The 20,798-nt window shown below is 39.4% G+C and carries 13 protein-coding genes, 1 rRNA gene, 3 pseudogenes and 1 riboswitch; of the genes and pseudogenes, 12 read left to right on the top strand and 5 right to left on the bottom strand.

Features of this window, described 5'->3' with window-relative positions:
* Positions 1-478 precede the first annotated feature (478 nt).
* Entirely contained in the window at positions 479-1,492 is a 1,014-nt protein-coding gene (locus BHE89_RS08480; protein ID WP_069366825.1) for a LysR substrate-binding domain-containing protein, read from the top strand.
* Between the two features lie 65 nt (positions 1,493-1,557).
* On the opposite strand, the pseudogene BHE89_RS08475 reads toward BHE89_RS08480, so the two are convergent.
* Positions 1,558-2,735, bottom strand: a pseudogene (locus BHE89_RS08475) (M20 metallopeptidase family protein).
* A gap of 446 nt (positions 2,736-3,181) precedes the next feature.
* On the bottom strand, positions 3,182-4,003 hold the full coding sequence (locus BHE89_RS08465) for a DUF3100 domain-containing protein (protein WP_023583450.1): 822 nt from the start codon (positions 4,001-4,003) through the stop codon (positions 3,182-3,184).
* A gap of 567 nt (positions 4,004-4,570) precedes the next feature.
* Between BHE89_RS08465 and poxB the strand changes: the two genes are divergently transcribed.
* Positions 4,571-6,295 (top strand): ubiquinone-dependent pyruvate dehydrogenase, encoded by a 1,725-nt coding sequence (gene poxB, locus BHE89_RS08460; protein WP_069366823.1) that lies wholly within the window; start codon positions 4,571-4,573, stop codon positions 6,293-6,295.
* Positions 6,296-6,394: 99 nt separating this feature from the next.
* Here the strand turns inward: poxB and argE are convergent, their stop codons facing one another.
* Positions 6,395-7,558: an acetylornithine deacetylase gene (argE, locus tag BHE89_RS08455; RefSeq protein WP_069366822.1), complete on the bottom strand. Its 1,164-nt coding sequence runs from the start codon at positions 7,556-7,558 to the stop codon at positions 6,395-6,397.
* A 102-nt stretch (positions 7,559-7,660) separates the two neighbouring features.
* Here argE and argC point away from each other — a divergent pair, with 102 nt between their 5' ends.
* From argC to oxyR, 5 genes are all read left to right on the top strand, one after another.
* Positions 7,661-8,665, top strand: a complete 1,005-nt coding sequence (gene argC, locus BHE89_RS08450; RefSeq protein WP_069366821.1) for an N-acetyl-gamma-glutamyl-phosphate reductase — start codon at positions 7,661-7,663, stop codon at positions 8,663-8,665.
* 19 nt (positions 8,666-8,684) lie between these two features.
* On the top strand, positions 8,685-9,458 hold the full coding sequence (gene argB / locus BHE89_RS08445) for an acetylglutamate kinase (protein WP_069366820.1): 774 nt from the start codon (positions 8,685-8,687) through the stop codon (positions 9,456-9,458).
* 75 nt (positions 9,459-9,533) lie between these two features.
* The gene (locus tag BHE89_RS08440) at positions 9,534-10,742 is read left to right on the top strand and encodes an argininosuccinate synthase (RefSeq protein ID WP_069366819.1); all 1,209 of its coding nucleotides are present in this window, start codon (positions 9,534-9,536) and stop codon (positions 10,740-10,742) included.
* A 78-nt stretch (positions 10,743-10,820) separates the two neighbouring features.
* Positions 10,821-12,203, top strand: coding sequence for an argininosuccinate lyase (gene argH, locus BHE89_RS08435; protein ID WP_069366818.1), 1,383 nt, complete (start codon positions 10,821-10,823; stop codon positions 12,201-12,203).
* Positions 12,204-12,462: 259 nt separating this feature from the next.
* A complete protein-coding gene (oxyR, locus tag BHE89_RS08430) occupies positions 12,463-13,380 on the top strand; it encodes a DNA-binding transcriptional regulator OxyR (protein WP_069366817.1) in 918 nt (305 codons plus the stop codon).
* Here oxyR and sthA read toward each other — a convergent pair.
* Positions 13,372-14,768: pseudogene (gene sthA, locus BHE89_RS08425) on the bottom strand (Si-specific NAD(P)(+) transhydrogenase). The gene oxyR and the pseudogene sthA overlap by 9 nt on opposite strands.
* A 200-nt stretch (positions 14,769-14,968) precedes the next feature.
* Between sthA and fabR the strand changes: the two are divergent.
* Together fabR and BHE89_RS08415 are read left to right on the top strand one after the other, a co-directional pair.
* Entirely contained in the window at positions 14,969-15,655 is a 687-nt protein-coding gene (gene fabR / locus BHE89_RS08420) for an HTH-type transcriptional repressor FabR (RefSeq protein ID WP_069366914.1), read from the top strand.
* Positions 15,655-16,056: a YijD family membrane protein gene (locus BHE89_RS08415; protein ID WP_069366815.1), complete on the top strand. Its 402-nt coding sequence runs from the start codon at positions 15,655-15,657 to the stop codon at positions 16,054-16,056. Before fabR ends, BHE89_RS08415 begins: the two co-directional genes overlap by 1 nt.
* A 124-nt stretch (positions 16,057-16,180) precedes the next feature.
* Here the strand turns inward: BHE89_RS08415 and trmA are convergent, their stop codons facing one another.
* Positions 16,181-17,278, bottom strand: a complete 1,098-nt coding sequence (gene trmA / locus BHE89_RS08410; RefSeq protein ID WP_069366814.1) for a tRNA (uridine(54)-C5)-methyltransferase TrmA — start codon at positions 17,276-17,278, stop codon at positions 16,181-16,183.
* Between the two features lie 112 nt (positions 17,279-17,390).
* Positions 17,391-17,597: riboswitch (cobalamin riboswitch) on the top strand.
* Positions 17,598-17,667: 70 nt separating this feature from the next.
* Here trmA and btuB point away from each other — a divergent pair.
* The 3 genes and pseudogenes from btuB to BHE89_RS08395 form a co-directional block, all read left to right on the top strand.
* Positions 17,668-19,523, top strand: a pseudogene (gene btuB / locus BHE89_RS08405) (TonB-dependent vitamin B12 receptor BtuB).
* Positions 19,468-20,334 carry a glutamate racemase gene (gene murI / locus BHE89_RS08400; RefSeq protein ID WP_069366812.1) on the top strand — a complete coding sequence of 289 codons (867 nt, stop codon included), beginning with the start codon at positions 19,468-19,470 and terminating at the stop codon, positions 20,332-20,334. The pseudogene btuB and the gene murI overlap by 56 nt, the downstream one beginning before the upstream one ends.
* A 400-nt stretch (positions 20,335-20,734) precedes the next feature.
* Positions 20,735-20,798, top strand: a 16S ribosomal RNA gene (locus BHE89_RS08395); the annotation flags it as partial.

Here is a 20,798-nt window from a genome sequence, read left to right as displayed (position 1 = left end):
TATCGCTATTCTTATTAAGATTATATCAAAGCAGTATGACGGGGTATCACAACCGAGATATTAAAGATAATTTATTTGTGACCCATATTTAGAATAAAATTTATAAAACTAATAATTAAACCGCGCATTTGTGCAGATTAACCCAGGTACCTCTATGAACATTATGTTATGTCATTTCTGTCTTTTTTTGATTCAGGCTAACGCATTTGTATGAGCATTATGCATAATATAAAGGGCGATAGTTAAATAAAAATATTAACCCTTTATTTTACTTTATTATTCTTTCGATGAGTCAAGATGAAAATGTGGATAATAGAATAGATATCGCTATTCTTATTAAGATTATATCAAAGCAGTATGACGGGGTATCACAACCGAGATATTAAAGATAATTTATTTGTGACCCATATTTAGAATAAAAAATTTATAAAAACTAATAATTAACCGCGCATTTGTGCAGATTAACCCAGGTACCTCTATGAACATTAATCAACTGAAAAGCTTTGTTGAAGTCGTGAAAAATAATTTCAACATTACTAATGCGGCTGAAAAACTCTACACTTCACAACCGACAATTAGTAAGCAACTAAAAATATTAGAAGATGAATTAAGTGTGTCGCTGTTTGTGCGTAAAAATAATAATTTATTAGCACTAAGCCCGATGGGTAAAGAAGTCCATAAGATTGCTTGTGATATCCTTGGGCAAGTTGACCGAATCAAAAGTATTGTGGCTGAAGAAGATCGTAATAAAAAAGTCGATTTACATATTGCGACAACACATACACAAATACGTTATTCATTGCCAAATGTGATTGATCACTTTCGTCGCTATTACCCTAATATTGCGCTACATTTTCACCAAGGTGCACCGGCTCAATTGGCGGAAATGGTTAAAAATGGTGATGTGGATTTTGCTATCGCAACAGAATCGATGCACCTTTATGAAGACCTAATTACACTGCCTTGTTACCGCTGGACTCGTAGTTTATTGGTTCCTTATGACCATCCTCTTGCTTTATTGAAGGACGAAGAGCAGGTTACCATCGAGCAAATGGCTGAGTATCCATTGATTACTTATGTTTTCGGTTTTACCAGAGGATCAAAATTAGACAAGGTATTTTATAAAAATAATCTTAAGCCGAAGGTGGCGCTAACAGCGACGGATACAGAAATTATTAAATACTATGTGAAGCGACATTTAGGCATCGGTGTTATTGCGACAGCCTCTTATGATGCGGCTGAAGATGGTGACACATTAAAATGTATTAATATCGATCATTTAGTACAACCGAGTTATACCCATATCTGTGTCAGTAAACATACTCATATGAAAGATTATATGCATGAATTTATTTCTCTCTATGCGCCACATATTGATAAAAATATTATTCAGATGCCTGAGCAGTGGGAGACCCAATGGCACAGTAAAGAGGTATATCAAGGATTACCGGATTTACGTTCAGTAAATGTGAATAATAGCGTTGCAGAATAGATGTCAGAATAAAAAAGCCCGTTTTTGCGGGGGCAATAACGGGCTTAGGGCAGAATAATAAGCGATTAGCGAGTCAGAATATTAACAAAAATCTGAGCTCCGACGAGTAAACAATCATCATCGACAAAATAAGGATTTGCGTGAAGGTAATTATTAATACCTTTTGCTTGATTACCACTTCCTAAAAAGAACATTGCACCGACTTTACCTTTTGTGGCGTTAACCATATAACTAAAGTCTTCACTGCCTGTCATTGGCTTACCATTCGATTCAATATTCTCTTCTGGTAAGAACTTACGCATTGCATCTAATAAACGCTGATGAGCAGTTGGGTGATTTACAACTGCAGGGTATCCGCTATAGCTTAATGTGGTTTTAAATCCACCCGCTGTACTACGTGCAACGATTTCATCAAAACTGGCTTTCAATACTTGGTCGGTATTTTCATCCATAGAACGGATAGTACCGCGGGCTTGTACGTGATCAGCTAATGCATTAGGGATTGTTCCCCCATTGATCATGCCACAACCAAAGACTGCTGGGCTAAATGGATCTGTCTTTTTCGCAACAACATAATCCATATAATCAATTAAGCGAGTTGCTTCACGAATGGCATCTAACCCTTTGTGTGGTGTTGAACCATGCGCAGAAACACCATAAACATCTAATGTCCATGCTGAACCATAAGATGACATCACGCCATCATTAAAGCGAACACAACCTGTTTCAATCGCAGCATCATTATGAAGAGCGTAAGTTTCGTCAACGCCTTCCATGCAACCGAGTTCAACCATTTTTTCAGCGCCAGGGACACGCATATCTTCTTCAGCCATTTGGAAAATAAAACGAACGTTCGCGCTCATCTCTTCTCTATTCTCGGCAAGATATTTAGCACTGGTTAATGCCATGGTCATATGCGTATCGTGACCACAGTTATGCGCACAACCCGGGTGTATTGAGCTATGTTCATTATTCGTCAAGTCTGGCATTTCTAATCCGTCCATATCAGCACGGATAGCAATTAATGGAAATTCAGCATTAACAATTAAGTCTGCGGTGAAACCAGTATACCCATCAAAAGTTTTAATTTGATAACCAAAACTCTCCATTAATTCACGACAGTATTGAGAAGTTTTATATTCTTCACCTGATAGCTCAGGTATTTTATGCAGGTCTTGTCGTGTTTTTTACTAAATTCATTTAATTGAAAGAGTTTTTCACTGACATTATAAATATTATTCATTAGATAACTCCCCTGGATAGTAAATCCAATTTGCGCGACGATTGATGCGCCAAAGAAACAACAAGTTGAAACAATCATGAAAATAAGAATAACTTTCCATGACATTTTCTTAAGTTCTTCTAATTGACCACCAACAGATAAACCAGCAAATGCTAATAAAGGAACACAACAAGATAAGAAAGAAACTTTACCAATAGAACTAATAAAGAAATCTCTTACCGGCGTTTCGGGTAAACAAATAAGGATCCCGATAATTGTTGCATAAGCAAATGTTGGTAAAGATGAAGGTAAATAATGTTTTGCAACGAGTGAAATAAATACCACTAATGACATAGCAATAAAGCTATCCCACATTGCATAAAGAGCGATCCCTGATGTTAACGTCTGAGTAAACATTGCCAGTAAAATAGCAACGAATACAAACTTCATATCTATAATTATATTTTTCATGCAGTTTTGCCTCTGGTGAAAATTTTATAAATTTTTTCTGAAAGAGGTAAACCTAAATAGGTTAATGACAGTGCGCCTAATGCTGAAGATAATAAGTTAGATGCAGCGGCAACACTTAATACTTGCTGTGCTAATGCTTCATCAAGACCATTAATTAATGCACCTGATGCAGCACTTAACATTGAACCAGAACCCACGCCAGAGCCTGCTGCAAGAGCCAGTGGATGTAATCCAGTTAATGGAGCAATACTACCTAATACGCTAAACCATAAAGTACCGATAACCGAACCACATAAATAAATGGCTAATACACCAATATATTCTTGAGAGCCTGTACCAAATTTACCTTGAATAACAGCAATAGAAGGTTCACGGCTAATAGATGAACAAGCACCAATTGCACGACGACCAAATCCAAATTTAATTGCTAATGGAACTGCAATTAATACTGGTAATAAGTTACCGAGTTCCTGAACAAATAAAGGAATACCGACACTTAAAATCATTTTAATATTAGGAACAATCATTCCTGCATATTGCGTACCTAAAATAAGTAGGCTGAAACCTACCATTTTACCGCAGAAGCCTTCTTCTTTTTCTGTGAATAATTTACCCCATACTTTAATTTTTTTACGGGTAAATCCAGCAGATATACACATACCAATAATGACAGCAAATAGCATTGGCAAAATAGGTATTACTGCAATGCCAATCTTAATTTCTTTTTTACCAATGACATATTGTGAAATAAAAATTAAGAAAAGGACTGCCAGAATACTAATAAAGAAAACCTTTATCGGACTTCTACTTTTGTCCATCCGTTAATCTCCGTTGAAAAATAATCAGGGTTTATTCTAGAGGACAAAAAGCAAAAGGTAGCGTGACCAATGTCATGTTTATTTCATACCTCTTTTTCATGGGGCATGAAATAAAATAATAGTAATATATTTATTAACAATTTGAGTTAAGTGAAATTATTGAGAAAAGACAGAGGGTAAGGCTGAAATGTGTCAGCTATATTGTTAAATAAAAATGATAATAGAAAAAAAAGCAATTAAAAAATTAGTTTAATTATTAAAATAATCCTATAAGTTTATTTTGTCTAGTACTTGATAATTTTAATACAATATAAATGAGAGAGATTCTTATTTAATGCGAAATGAGTCATAAAAGCGATTAGTATATTTATCAATAGTATTATTTTTTATCGTTAATTTCCTTTATTAATTGACCTATCTACCGTGACAATCAATCAAGAGATGTTATTCTTTATATTTGAGTTAATAACACGGTATTCTCTATATGATGTGATAAAAGAGTCGGTTGTTATGTTAGGGGCAGCATGTAGAGAGATTACCCACTAAAATAAAAAGGAAAGGCGTCACATGAGTAAGCAAACAGTTGCAACGTATATTGCTAAAGTGCTCCACAATGCAGGTGTGAAACGTATTTGGGGGGTGACAGGTGATTCATTAAATGGATTAAGTGATAGCTTGCGTAAAATGGGCTCTATTGAATGGATGGGCACTCGCCATGAAGAAGTCGCCGCTTTTGCCGCTGGAGCAGAAGCCGCTATCAATGGTGAATTAGCCGTTTGTGCAGGCTCTTGTGGACCAGGTAACTTACACTTAATTAATGGGCTTTTCGATTGCCACCGTAACCATGTTCCTGTATTAGCGATTGCCGCTCATATTCCTTCGGCTGAAATTGGTAGCAATTATTTTCAAGAAACACATCCCCAAGAACTTTTTCGCGAATGTAGCCATTACTGTGAGCTCGTTTCAAATCCAGAGCAGATCCCTCAAGTGCTTGCCATTGCAATGCGAACCGCTATTTTGAAAAAGGGGGTCGCAGTCGTTGTTTTACCTGGAGATATTGCACTAAAACCTGCTCCAGAAGATGCGCATGAAAACTGGTATCCGTTGCAATATCCCCTCATCATGCCAAATCGTTTCGAAATCGAAAAATTATCTGATGCCTTGAATAATGGAAAAAATATCACTTTAATGTGCGGTGCTGGATGTGCCCAAGCTCGCGACGAAGTGATTAAACTTGCCCAAACATTAAAAGCTCCTATCGTGTTCGCATTACGTGGGAAAGAGCACATCGAATGGGAAAATCCCTACAGTGTAGGCATGACAGGGTTAATTGGATTTTCATCCGGTTATCACGCGATGGAAAATGCGGATACGTTAGTGTTATTAGGTACGCAATTCCCTTATCGTGCATTTTATCCATCAAAAGCTAATATTATTCAAATTGATATTAATCCAAGTAGTCTTGGTTCGCATTGTCATGTCGATATGGCGATGATTGGCGATGTTAAAGCCACACTAAATGCAATACAGCCCCGTTTAAAAGAGAAAACAGACACTACGCATCTTGATGCATCATTAAAACATTATGCCAAAGCACGACAAGATCTGGATGCACTTGCACAACCCAGTGAGCGTGAACTTATTCATCCACAATATTTAGCGCGTCGATTAGGTGAACTTGCAAATGATGATGCTATTTTTACCTGTGATGTAGGTACGCCAACAGTGTGGGCAGCCCGTTATGTGGGAATGAATGGAAAACGTCGTTTATTAGGATCGTTTAATCACGGCTCTATGGCAAATGCGATGGCTCAAGCTATCGGTGCTCAAGCGTTAGATAGAAAGCGTCAAGTTGTGGCTATGTGTGGTGATGGTGGATTTACTATGCTAATGGGGGATTTTATCTCATTAGCTCAAATGAATTTACCCGTCAAAGTGATTATTTTTAATAACAGTGTATTAGGCTTTGTTGCAATGGAAATGAAAGTGGGCGGTTATTTAACGGATGGAACAGATTTACATAATCCGGATTTTGCTGCTATTGCTAATGCATCTGGTATCAAAGGCATTCGAGTTGAAAAAGGTGAAGATCTTGATAGTGCGCTAAAAGAGGCTTTTGAACATGATGGCCCTGTAATTGTGGATGTGGTAACCGCAAAACAAGAGCTTTCAATGCCTCCTGAAGTGAAGTTTGAACAAGCAAAAGGTTTTAGCCTGTATATGATGAAAGCGATTATTAATGGTCGAGGCGATGAAGTCGTTCAACTCGCTAAAACAAATTGGTTACGTTAATCGTTAAACGATACTTGTCATATTTCAAGTTGCAGGAAAGGGTGACGACATTCAGCGCGTCACCTTTCTGTAACTCCAATCCAACCCTATCAATCTTTATTATTGCACGTTCTCAGCTAAACAGAAGTTTTCAATTAATTGTCCCATGAGTTCGCGAGTTGGCTCAATAAATGCCATATCAATAAACTCATCAGGCTGATGTGCCTGTTCAATAGAACCTGGGCCTAACACTAAGGTAGGGCAGAGATCTTGAATAAACGGCGCTTCAGTACAGTAATTCACCGTTTGCGCTTTCTCACCTAATAGTTTTTCGATCACGGCGACCATCTTATGATCGGTTGGACACTCATAACCCGGGATCGGATCGTGTAACGCCTCAATATTTAAGCGATCAGGCCAACGTGTTTTGACGGGGGCTAATGTTTCGTGCAGTAAATCATCCAAGTCTTGTAACGTTAATCCTGGTAGTGGGCGGATATCCATATGTAATTCACAGCAAGCACAAATTCTATTTGCTGCATCACCGCCATTAATATAACCAAAGTTCATCGTTGGATAAGGGATAACAAACGCAGGGTTGTTATAGCGAGTTTTTAACGTATCGCGCAGAGTACTAAGATGGGTAATAGACTCATGCATTAGCTCTATCGCATTCACGCCTTTTTCTGGATCGCTAGAGTGTCCTGATTGTCCTGTAATACGTATTGCATTCGATAAATGCCCTTTATGAGCACGAATAGGTTTCAGCGATGTGGGTTCACCAATAATGGCAAAATCAGGGCGGATGACTGTATTAGCGGCAAAATAACGAGCCCCTGCCATCGAGGTTTCTTCATCTGCGGTGGCGAGAATATAGAGAGGATGAGTTAACGTTTTAGTATCTATATCCCGTAACGCATCAAGGATAAAGGCAAAAAAGCCTTTCATATCGGCAGTACCTAATCCATATAACTTATTTTCTTTCTCTGTCAGTGTAAAAGGATCTTGTGTCCAACGGCCTTCATCAAACGGTACTGTGTCGGTGTGACCACAGAGTAATAATCCTCCTTTTCCAGCGCCTAATGTTGCCAGAAGGTTAAATTTACCTCGCGTTTCAGGTACAGGTTGGATTTCAATTGAAAAACCTAATATTTCCAACCAATTAGCAAGCAAGTTAATCAGCGCTTCATTACTTTGATCGTTTTTAGCGTCTGTAGCACTGATAGAGGGTGTTGCAATTAATTGACGATAAATCTCAATAAATGTAGGTAATTTAATATTCACTGTTGACAGCCTTTCTTCATAATAGTATCAATATTCATGCACTTTTTTTTGAATAAAAAATACATTAATCGGTTTGTGTTCATAGTACAAGGTAAGAATGACATGTTAAATACTCTGATAGTAGGAGCAAGTGGTTACACTGGCGCTGAATTAGCCGCCTATCTTCAGCAGCATCCTCATGTGAATTTGAGCAGACTGATGGTATCAGCTCAAAGTGCAGATGCAGGAAAGTGCTTTTCTGAACTTCATCCACAATATCGTGGTTTAGTCGATCTTCCACTCGAACCGATGGTTGATGTCGTTAAAGCGGCTGAAAATATGGATATCGTTTTTTTAGCAACAGCACATGAAGTCAGCCATGACATTGCTCCTGTCTTTTTAGAGCAAGGTTGTGTGGTATTCGATTTGTCTGGTGCCTATCGAGTACAAAACAAGCATTTTTATCAACAATACTATGGATTCGAGCATAAGAATACTGATTGGTTATCACGGGCAGTTTATGGGTTGGCTGAATGGAATGCTGACATTATTAGTCAGGCGCAATTAATTGCAGTGCCGGGTTGTTATCCAACCGTCTCTCAGTTGTCACTAAAACCTTTAGTAGAAGCAGGACTTTTAGATACAGCACAGTGGCCCGTTATTAATGCAACTAGCGGTGTGAGTGGCGCAGGTAGAAAAGCCTCTTTAACTAGCAGCTTTTGTGAGGTGAGTTTGCAACCGTATGGTGTGTTTACTCATCGTCATCAACCTGAAATTGCCACCCATCTGGGTATTGATGTGATTTTTACACCTCATTTAGGCAATTTTGCTAGAGGGATCTTAGCCACTATCACCTGTAAGTTACAAGCAGGTGTGACACAAGAGGATGTAAGACAAGCCTTTGATGATGCTTATCAAGATAAACCCTTAGTGCGTGTTTATGAAAAAGGGTTGCCTGCATTAAAAGCCGTGGTAGGAACTGCATTCTGTGATATCGGATTTGCTCAACAAGGTGAACATCTGATTGTGGTTGGTGTTGAAGATAACTTGTTGAAAGGGGCTGCTGCACAAGCAGTGCAATGTATGAATATTCGGTTTGGTTTCGCTGAAACCGAATCACTTATTTAATAATGAGTAGGGAAGTTTCATGGAACCATTAATTATCAAACTGGGTGGCGTGCTCCTTGATAATGAAGAAGCGTTAACTCGATTTTTCACTGCATTACAACAGTATCGCTCAACGCATTCTCGTCCTTTAGTCATCGTACATGGTGGCGGCTGTTTAGTGGATGAGTTGATGGGAAAATTGCAATTGCCTGTGGTGAAAAAGCAGGGGCTTCGTGTCACACCTGCTGATCAGATAGACATCATTACAGGGGCACTTGCCGGAAGTGCCAATAAAACCTTGTTATCGTGGGCAACCAAGTTTGGGCTTAATGGTGTGGGGCTTTCTTTAGGTGATGGACAATTAACGAACGTCACACAAATCAATGAAGAGTTAGGTCATGTAGGAAATGCAAATCCCGGCTCTCCTGATTTACTCAATTTATTATTGGGAGCGGGCTATCTGCCTATTATCAGTTCTATCGGTATGACTGAAAAAGGTGAGCTGATGAATGTGAATGCTGACCAAGCAGCAACCGCTATTGCTGAAACATTAGGCGCTGATTTAGTCCTGCTTTCCGATGTCAGTGGCATTTTAGATGGTAAAGGTCAGAAGATTGCCGAGATGTCAGCTGAGAAAGCACAGATATTAATCGATCAAGGGATTATTACTGACGGCATGATAGTGAAAGTCAATGCGGCATTGGAAGCGGCTAAAACGTTAGGAAGACCTGTTGAAATCGCAAGTTGGCGCCATGCTGAAAAGCTGACGACATTATTTAATGGTGTTGCAGTAGGCACTCGTATTTTAGCTTAACAATAACGCTAGACATCTTATCGCTATTTGATAGTTGGCAGAATTTAAACAAATTGGGAATTGAAGGTTATCACTATGACTAAAGGTATTAAGAAAATCGTATTGGCATATTCTGGTGGATTGGATACTTCGGCAATCATCCCTTGGCTAAAAGAACATTATGATAACTGTGAAGTTGTTGCTTTTGTTGCTGACGTTGGTCAAAGCCGTGATGACTTAGTGGGTGTGGAACAAAAGGCATTAGTATCAGGGGCTTCCGAGTGTCATATCGTTGATTTACGTGAAGAGTTTATTAAAGACTATGTTTACCCAGTATTAAAAACAGGCGCGTTATATGAAGGTAGCTACTTATTAGGCACGTCAATGGCACGTCCTGTTATCGCGAAAGCACAAGTTGAACTCGCGTTAAAATTAGGTGCTGATGCGGTTGCTCATGGCGCAACAGGTAAAGGAAACGATCAGGTTCGTTTTGAAAGTACTTATGCGGCACTTGCCCCACAACTGAAAGTGGTTGCACCATGGAGAGAGTGGGATTTACGTTCTCGTGAAGCACTGTTGGATTATCTAAAAGTCCGTAATATCCCAACAACAGCAACGCTAGAGAAAATTTATAGCCGTGATGAAAATGCATGGCATATCTCAACAGAAGGTGGCGTATTAGAGAGCCCATGGAATGCCTCAAATGAAGATTGCTGGGCGTGGACCGTTGATCCTAAGAAAGCACCAGAAACACCAGAATTAGTGACGGTTACAGTAAAAGCCGGTGAAGTTGTTGCGGTAAATGGTAAAACACAATCACCTTTTGAATGTTTAGACACATTAAATACATTAGGTGTTAAGCATGGTATCGGACGTATTGATATTGTTGAAAACCGTTTAGTGGGAATGAAATCTCGTGGCTGCTATGAAACCCCAGGGGGCACTATCATGATGGCGGCTCTGCGTGGTGTTGAGCAACTGGTGCTTGATAGAGATGCCTTTAAATGGCGTCAGCAATTAGGCTTAGAGATGTCTTATGTCGCTTATGATGGACGTTGGTTTACGCCAATTCGTGCTTCACTACAAGCAGCTGCAGAATCACTGGCAAAGGATGTGAATGGCGAAGTGGTTTTAGAACTTTATAAAGGTCATGTGAATGCTATCCAGAAGAAATCAGATAACAGTCTGTATTCTGAAGAATTTGCGACCTTTGGTGAGGATGAAGTTTACGACCACAGCCATGCTGAAGGATTTATTCGTTTATATTCTCTGCCATCACGTATTCGTGCGCTAAGCAAGAAATAACATAAGGCAATAGAGTGGTGTTCATAGGGCATCACTCTCACTCTTTTTTATTACACAGAATCAATACAGGAAGCGATTATGGCACTCTGGGGTGGACGTTTTAGTCAGGAAGCTGATCAACGGTTTAAACAATTCAATGATTCACTGCGGTTTGATTTTCGACTGGCACAACAGGATATCTTTGGCTCAGTAGCTTGGTCTAAAGCGTTAGTCACCGTTGGCGTATTGTCGCAAGATGAACAAGCTCAACTTGAGCAAGCGTTAAATGAATTATCAGAAGAAGTGATAGCAAATCCACAGTCTATTTTGCAAAGTGATGCAGAAGATATTCATAGCTGGGTTGAAAGTAAGCTTATTGCCAAAGTGGGTGATTTAGGTAAAAAATTACATACGGGTCGTAGCCGTAATGATCAGGTCGCAACAGACTTAAAATTATGGTGTAAAGAAGAAGTGATTCACCTTCGCCAAGCCATTGTTGAGCTACAAAAAGCCTTAGTTATCACGGCAGAACAAAATCAAAATGCGGTGATGCCAGGTTACACTCATTTACAGCGTGCTCAACCCGTTACCTTTGCGCATTGGTGTTTAGCATACAATGAAATGTTAGCCAGAGACGAAAGTCGCCTAGCTGATGCATTAAAACGTATAGATGTCAGTCCATTAGGCAGTGGGGCTTTAGCGGGAACAGCTTACGATATCGATCGTGAACAATTAGCGGAATGGTTAGGTTTTGCGAGTGCAACCAATAATAGTTTAGATAGTGTATCCGATCGCGATCATGTCTTAGAACTATTATCCTCGGCAGCTATTGGTATGGTGCATTTATCTCGTTTTGCAGAAGATCTTATTTTCTTTAACAGTGGCGAAGCGGGTTTTATTGAATTATCAGACAAAGTGACTTCTGGTTCTTCATTAATGCCACAAAAGAAAAACCCAGATGCACTGGAACTTATCCGTGGGAAGTGTGGGCGAGTACAAGGTGCATTAACGGGCATGATGATGACCTTAAAAGGCCTGCCTCTCGCTTACAATAAAGATATGCAAGAAGATAAAGAAGGGCTGTTTGACGCTATCGATACATGGTCTGATTGTTTACATATGGCAACGCTTGTTCTTGATGGGATCCAAATTCGTCGCCCTCGTTGTGAAGAAGCTGCGAAACAAGGTTATGCGAATGCCACTGAGCTTGCCGATTATCTGGTTGCTAAAGGTGTACCATTTCGTGAAGCTCACCATATTGTGGGGGAAGTGGTTGTTTGCGCGATTGAGCAAGGTAAAGCAATTGAAGAACTCCCGCTTTCTGAATTACAGATGTTTAACAGTAAAATTATGATTGATGTGTACGATATTCTATCGCTTCAATCTTGTTTAGATAAACGCCTTGCAAAAGGGGGTGTTTCGCAAAAACAGGTTGCTTATGCGATAGTCAAAGCCAAAGATGCTTTAAATATGAATAAATAAGAAAAGCATTTATCTAAGACAACTTACTGTTATTCAAAAAGAACAGGGTGAATATCACTCTGTTTTTTATTTTAACTCGCTGATAGTACTTATACTCATTTTGAATTCTTTAAAGTATGAAGTCATGAGTTTTGTTTGCGCCATTTATTCAGAAAATATTGACAAAGAGAGGCAAAATAACATTTGGCTGATAGAAAAATTTATCAGTTACTATATTATCTATAGACATTAACTATCAGCAATAAATGTGAGATCTGCAATGAATATCCGTGACTTGGAATATCTGGTGGCGCTAGCTGAGCATAAACATTTTCGTCGTGCGGCAGATTCTTGCCATGTGAGTCAGCCAACATTAAGTGGTCAGATTCGTAAGCTTGAAGATGAACTCGGTGTGATGTTGCTTGAAAGAACGAGCCGTAAGGTTCTGTTTACTCAACAAGGTTTGTTGCTGGTGGATCAAGCGAAAACCGTTTTACGTGAAGTCAAAGTGCTACAAGAAATGGCCTCATTGCAGGGGGAAAGCATGGCAGGGCCTTTACATATTGGGCTTATCCCTACTGTTGGTCCTTATTTATTACCCCATATCATTCCTGAATTACATAAAAACTACCCTAAGTTAGAAATGTATCTTCATGAAGCACAAACTCATAGCTTATTAGCTCAATTAGATAGCGGGAAGCTCGATTGTGCAATTTTAGCAATGGTAAAAGAGAGTGCGCCGTTTATTGAAGTGCCTTTATTTGAAGAGCCAATGAAATTAGCTATTTATGAAGGACACCCATGGAATGAACGTAGGTCTGTGCCGATGGGGGAGTTAGCGGGTCAGCGTTTATTGATGTTAGAAGATGGGCACTGTTTACGCGATCAAGCATTAGGATTCTGTTTCCAAGCGGGGGCAAAAGAAGATACTCATTTTAGAGCAACGAGTTTAGAGACTCTGCGTAATATGGTCGCTGCCGGTAGTGGGATCACCTTATTACCGGATTTATCTGTACCTCAAGAACAAAAACGTGATGGAGTTTGTTATCTAGAATGTACCAATCCCAATCCATCACGTTCTATTATTATGGTTTATCGTCCCGGATCGCCTTTGCGTAATCGTTATGAACAGTTAGCTGAGACAATCCGTGAACATATGACCGCATTTTATGCGGAGAAACAAAACGTATTAAAATAAGCGATTTAAACCATTAAGCGCTGCAACACGATAGGCTTCTGCCATTGTTGGATAGTTGAAGGTCGTATTAACGAAATACTCGATAGTATTGCCTTCACCTTTTTGCTCCATAATTGCTTGACCGATATGAATAATTTCAGCGGCACGTTCACCGAAGCAGTGAATACCTAAAATTTGCTTGGTTTCACGATGGAAGAGAATTTTCAAACTTCCCACATTCATGCCTGCAATTTGTGCTCTTGCCAGATGTTTAAATTGAGAGCGACCCACTTCATAAGGAATTTTCATTGCAGTGAGTTGTTGCTCTGTTTTACCAACAGAACTAATTTCAGGAATGGTGTAAATTCCTGTTGGAATATCTTCAATTAAATGAGTTTCTGATTTTCCTGTTGTGATAGCTAAAGCCGCAATTCGACCTTGATCATAAGCGGCAGACGCCAGACTTGGATAACCAATAACATCACCGACTGATAAATGTGTTCACAACTGGTTTGGTAATGTGCATTAACAGAAACTTGCCCACGACTATCTGTTTTAATACCGACGTTCTCTAAGCCGAGTGTATCTGTGTTCCCTGTTCGACCATTGGCATAAAGCAGGCAATCTGCTTTGACTTTTTTACCTGATTTTAGGTGAACAATAACACCATCATCGACACCTTCAATGCTTTCATACTCTTCATTATGACGGATAACAATGCCGTTATTCCAGAAGTGATAAGAAAGTGCGTCAGACATTTCTTGATCAAGAAAAGATAATAGGTGGTCTCGTGTATTAATTAAGTCTACTTTTACTCTTAATCCTCTAAAAATAGAGGCATATTCACAACCAATGACACCAGCACCATAAATAATGACATGATGAGGCTCATGCTCTAAGTCAAGGATAGTGTCACTGTTATAAATACGAGAATGAGAGAAATCGACATCTGGCGGACAATAAGGGCGAGAGCCTGTTGCAATAATGAAATTATCAGCTGAAAGAATATCGCAAGTACCATCTGGATAACGCACGCTGATCCGATGCTCATCAATAAACGCAGCTTCACCGGAATACATCGTACAATTATTACGCTCGTAAAAACCTTGGCGCATTTTAGTCTGTTGACTAATTACGGTACTGGCTTGGCGAAGTATTTGAGAAAAAGAGGAATTAATAAGGCGAGATTGGTCACTGTAAAGCGGGTTTTGATTAAATTCAATAATACGGCTTACTGCATGACGTAGGGCTTTTGAAGGAATGGTTCCCCAGTGAGTACAGCCCCCACCGACTTTGTTATAACGTTCTATAACAGCGACGCGCTTTCCTTGTTTAACAAGCCCCATGGCCGCGCCTTCGCCACCAGGACCTGAACCGATCACAATTGCATCGAAATGAGAATGTTGCATAGGAAGAGACCTGTTTTATACAAACCGACAACGCTATATTAACATTAGAATGAATAATAGCCCAACTGACATTAAGGGCATTAGTCACACTTTGTTGAGTTTTTATAAGAATGTGTCTTGAGAGATGATTGTACGCACTGCTTTTTTTAACAAAATTTGATATATTGAGTATAAACCAAATTAGAATTATCAGGATTTCTGTGAGTAATAATATTGGCATCAGAGCTAAACAAAAAGAAAAAACCCGTCGCTCTTTAATTGAAGCTGCTTTTAGCCAACTGAGTGCCGAACGTAGCTTTACAAGTCTAAGTTTACGAGAAGTGGCTAGAGAAGCTGGTATTGCACCCACCTCATTTTATCGTCATTTTAAAGATGTTGATGAACTTGGGCTTACTATGGTTGATGAGAGTGGGTTGATGTTACGTCAATTAATGCGTCAAGCACGTCAACGTATTGCGAAAGGTGGCAGTGTTATCAGAACATCCGTAGCAACTTTTATGGAATTCATTGGTAATAATCCTAATGCGTTCCGATTATTACTTCGTGAACGTTCTGGAACTTCCGCTGAGTTTCGTGCGGCTGTCGCACGAGAGATCCAACATTTTATTGCAGAACTGGCAGACTATCTTGAGCAAGAGAGCCATATGCCACGTTATTTTACAGAAATGCAATCTGAAGCAATGGTCACTATTGTATTTAGTGCAGGCGCAGAAGCACTGGATATCGATATTGAAAAGCGTCAACAATTAGAAGAAAGATTAGTTATACAACTGCGAATGATTGCTAAAGGTGCCTATTATTGGTATCGACGTGAGCAAGAAACGCAAATACCTCTACAAGATAACCCAGAAATAAAGAAAAAAACGCATCAGAAAGGAGACAAATGATGGAACAAAATCGCTGTGAAAAAAGCACGCTATTACTTGCCATAGTCATTGGCGTCGCTTTACATGGTACCTATTCAAGCTTTTTTAACCCGTTTATTGAGTCGTGGTCAGTTTTCCCACTCATTAGTTTAATCTTGGCCGTTTACTGTTTATATCAGCGCTATTTAAATCAACCTATGACCGATGGTATGCCTAAGCTGATTTTTTCATTCTTTTTATTAGGCTTATTTGGTTATAACGCTTACACCAGAACTGTTAATCCTGAATGGGGTTCGAATTTCTTTTCTTCCGTTTGTATCGTTATCGTTGCGTTGTGGATTTATCGTCAATTCAAACAGCGTCAACGCTTACGTATACAGGCAGAAGAAGCTGAAAAAGCATCACAAGCAGAACAGTACTAGCCTGTACTTATCTCTTTGTTGTAAACACAGCGAAATTTTGACACCAGCAAGTTATCTTGCTGGTGTTTTTGTTTTTTATACGTATTATTGGCGATTTTTTATCTATAACAAATAAAATAAGCAGTTATCTTTTTTCTAATAACACGCCACATTCCATATGGTGGGTATATGGGAATTGATCAAATAATGCTAATTTACTGATTTTATGTGTTTTTATGAGGGTTTCTAAATTTTGGCACAGTGTTTCTGGGTTACAAGAAATATACAAAACACTCGGGTAAGTTTTAACCAATTCTACAGTTTTCTCATCTAAACCACTGCGAGGAGGGTCAACAAAAATAGTTTCACAGTGGTAATCTTTTAAATCAATCCCTTCTAGGCGTTTAAATTCCCTTACCCCATTCATTGCTTGAGTAAAATCTTCCGCGGACATGCGAATAATCTTCACATTATCAATATGGTTCATTGCAATATTATATTGCGCGGCATAAACAGAAGGTTTTGCAATTTCAGTTGCCAGCACACGATCAAAATTACGTGCGAGTGCTAATGAAAAGTTGCCATTACCGCAATACAGCTCAAGAAGATCGCCTTTTGCATTTTCCGTTGCCTTTAATGCCCATTCCAGCATCTTAATATTGACCTGAGCATTAGGTTGCGTGAAGCTATTTTCAACTTGGCGATAAATCATCTTTTTGCCAGCGACCGGTAATACTTCATCGATAAAATCGTTATCAAGCATAATTTTTGTTTTATATGCACGACCGATTAATTGCACATCGAAACCTTGAGCAATTAATGATTGGCGTAATGCCATAGCTTCTTGTTGCCAAGTTTCATCAATTTTCTTGTGGTAAAGCAGCGAAACAATAATTTTATTACTCAACGTAGAAAGATAATCAATCTGGAACAGTTTCTTCCTAAGTGTTGGTTTATCTTTTATTTCTGCCAGCAAGGCAGCCATCATTTTATTTATAAGTTGGCTGGCAACCGGAAATTGATCAACCCGAATACGCTGCTTAGTCTTCTGGTCAAACATAATATGATAGAGAGAATCTTCTTCATGCCAGATACGGAATTCCGCACGCATACGATAATGCTGTTCTGGTGATGAAAAAACGTCTGCTTCAGGCGCATTAAAAGGCGCCATCATTGTTTGTAGGCGTTGGATTTTTTCATTCAGTTGAGACTGATATGTTTGCGTTGGTAATGAATTCTGCATGGTATCTCGCCTTTTTTTGGCAGTAATAAAGTTAAGCGAGCGAAATTGTAGAGATCCTCATGAAGATGTCCAGTATTCTTCATGTTCAATTTCTGGACTCAAAGGATTTGAAATCGTAGCATGGTTATTCGGTCTCCTAATAGGAGTGAAAAGGGAATCTGGTGCAAAGCCAGAACTGACGCGCAGCGGTAATAGGATCAAGGATAATAAAAGACACTACAAAGTACCTAATAAGTACCGTGGGAAGTCATTATCTTAAATAGACAAAATGGTTTATTTAACCTAGAGTCCGAAGACCTGCCGAAGACCTGTCGCATCTTAAATTAAATACGCGCTTTATTTAATTTTGGCGGCATCCTACTACTTATTCTGTTGGATGCAGATTATTCATGAATAATAAAAAAGTTTTTTTCATTTCTAGTGTGGCTTTGAGTGTCATGGTGGGCAGTTTTGACGTGTTTGCGAATAACAGCGATACATTAAGTGTGACAGCAAACCGCTTTCAAGAGCCGAACTCTTCTATTTTAGCGCCTATCACTGTTGTTGAACGCGAACAGATCGATCGCTGGCAGAGCAATAGTGTTATTGATGTATTACGCAGAATGCCGGGTATTGATGTGGGGCAAAACGGTGGAATAGGTCAGATGAGCTCTATTTATGTACGTGGGGCTGAATCTCGTCATGTTCTTATTTTAGTGGATGGTGTGCGTTTAAATCAGGCTAATATATCTGGTAGTTCCGATATTAGCCAAATTCCCCTTTCTCTTGTTCAACGTATTGAATATATCAGAGGGCCTCGTTCTTCTGTTTATGGTTCAGATGCGATTGGTGGTGTGATTAATATCCTCACAGAAAGAAAAACGGAAGGAGGAACGCTTAATGCCACAATGGGTTCTCATGGTTATCAAGAATATGATGGCTCTGTAAAACAGAAAGTCGGGGATAGAACGACATTAACGGCAGCGGGGAGTTATCTCTATACCAAAGGTTATGATGTAGAAGCGAATGGAAATACGGGCGGCATCCACAGCCTGATCGTGATGGTTTTATGAATAAGTCACTGTGGTTAGGGATTAATCACGATATTAACGATAACGTTTCTTTATATGCACGAGCTTATGGTTTTGATAATCGCACGGCTTATGATGCTTATTATGATAACTATAGCGATATCTTAACGGATACAAGAGCACTATTTAGCCGCACCTATGATGGAGGTGTGAAGTTTTATCGTGATAATTACTCTTCTTATTTAAATACCAGCTATAACTACACTAAAGATTATGACTATGATCCGCGTTATGGTCGTTATGGTAAAGGAAGCCGTTTTACCAACTCCGAACAATATAATGTACAGTGGGGTAATCACCTTTTATTAGGAAATGGTAGTATCGGGGGAGGTGTTGATTGGCAACGTCAATCTATTAAAGCTGGCTCTAGTGGATTCCCTGAGAAAGAACATTTCGATAATACCGGCTTATATTTAACAGGACAGCAAAAGTTAGGTGACATCATTGCTGAAGCCTCAGTGCGTTCTGATAAGCACTCGGAATATGGTTGGCATACGACTTGGCAAACTAACCTAGGCTGGGAGTTTGTCGATGGTTATCGTGTTATTGGGGGTTATGGTACGGCATTTAAAGCACCGACACTGACGCAACTTTATAGTGAGTGGGGAAGTAACCCAGACTTACAACCTGAAGAGAGCAAACAGTGGGAAGGAGGCTTTGAAGGGTTAACAGGACCTTTATCATGGCGATTAACAGCATATCGCAATGATGTAAATTCTTTGATCCAAGGCGAATCGACCTATCCATATCGTAATTACAATGTTGGTAAGGCCTTAATTAAAGGTATGGAATTTACAGGTGAAATGGATACGTGGGTTTTCCATCATACCTTTAGCTTGCAATATATAGATGCAAGAAATAAAGAAACCCATCAACGTCTTGAGCGTCGAGCCCGCCAACAACTGAAATATCAACTTGATTGGCAAGTTGAGAAACTTGATATGGGTGTAACTTACCAATATATCGGTCAACGTACAGATAAAGATTATGGAACTTATGAGACGGTTTCTTTAGGTGGTGTGAGTATTTGGGATTTAACGGCTTCATATCCTATTACATCACATCTCTCAATTCGTGGTAGAATAGCCAACCTGTTTGATAAAGATTATGAGACAGCTTATGGCTATCGCACGCCAGGACGAGAATACTTCCTCACAGGAAGTTACAACTTCTGATGCACTATCTACCGCTAACCCTACTGTATTAGTTTTTGATTCAGGGGTTGGCGGTTTATCTGTTTATCGTGAGATCCGTGAAAAACTACCGGAGGCTCACTATATCTATGTTTTTGATAATGAAGCTTTCCCCTATGGTGAAAAATCACAAGAGTTTATTATTGACCGCGTTGTTCGAATAATTAGCGCGGTTGCTGAAAAACATGATCTCGCTACTATTGTGATTGCTTGTAATACAGCAAGTACAGTAAGTCTTCCTGCTTTACGTGCCAAGTTTACCGAGATCCCTATTGTAGGCGTTGTTCCTGCTATTAAGCCCGCGGCTAAATTAACCTGTAATGGTGTGGTTGGATTATTAGCAACAAGAGCAACGGTTAAACGTCCTTATACCCATGAACTCATTGAACGCTTTGCGACTGATTGCAAAGTTCACTCTTTAGGTTCGGCTGAGCTGGTGGAACTGGCTGAGAGAAAACTTCATGGTGAATCCGTTTCTTTGGATGAGCTTCGTAAAATCCTCACTCCTTGGTTAAAAATGAAAGAGCCACCGGATACTGTGGTATTAGGTTGTACTCATTTTCCTCTATTAGCGGATGAACTACTTTCTGTTTTACCTGATGGCACACGAATTATTGATTCTGGCGCTGCAATTGCACGACGAACTGCGTGGTTGGTCGTAAATCAAGCGAAAATAAAAGGTTCAAATGAAATTAGCTTCGCTTATTGCTTAAAAGAAGATGAGAATAGTGAATCATTAAAACCTGTTTTAGCGAGTTTTGGCTTTGAATCGCTCAGAAAATTGGCGCTTTAAGTGCAATTTGGTGGAAAATTCAACGGTCAGTGAAAAAACGAAAAAAAAAGTGTTGCCAGCTTCACAAAACTCCCTATAATGCGCCCTCGTTGTCACGGCAAACCACGCTAAGTGAGTTAGCCGAGAGAACGAAGAAAAAAAGTGAAAAGCCTTGAAAATAAAACGCTTGACACTCAATGAGGAAGATGTAGAATGCACCTCCTCGCAACAACGCAGAAGACCGGAAACGGCAGCGAATGTTGCATTGCTCTTTAACAAATTATCAGACAATCTGTGTGGGCACTCGCAGAGACGATATCTTCTAAAATATTAGATGTATCAAGTCTTGAAGAGTGAACAACAAAAGTAAATTCATTTATGAATAGCTAAGTTTTCGATTTCTTTGAGCATCAAACACTTTTAATTGAAGAGTTTGATCATGGCTCAGATTGAACGCTGGCGGCAGGCCTAACACATGCAAGTCG

Origin of the sequence: Shigella sp. FC1967, assembly GCF_001743005.1 — a bacterium.
In the GTDB taxonomy this organism is placed as follows: Bacteria; Pseudomonadota; Gammaproteobacteria; order Enterobacterales; family Enterobacteriaceae; genus Proteus.
This window is presented reverse-complemented; position numbering and strand designations above follow the sequence as displayed.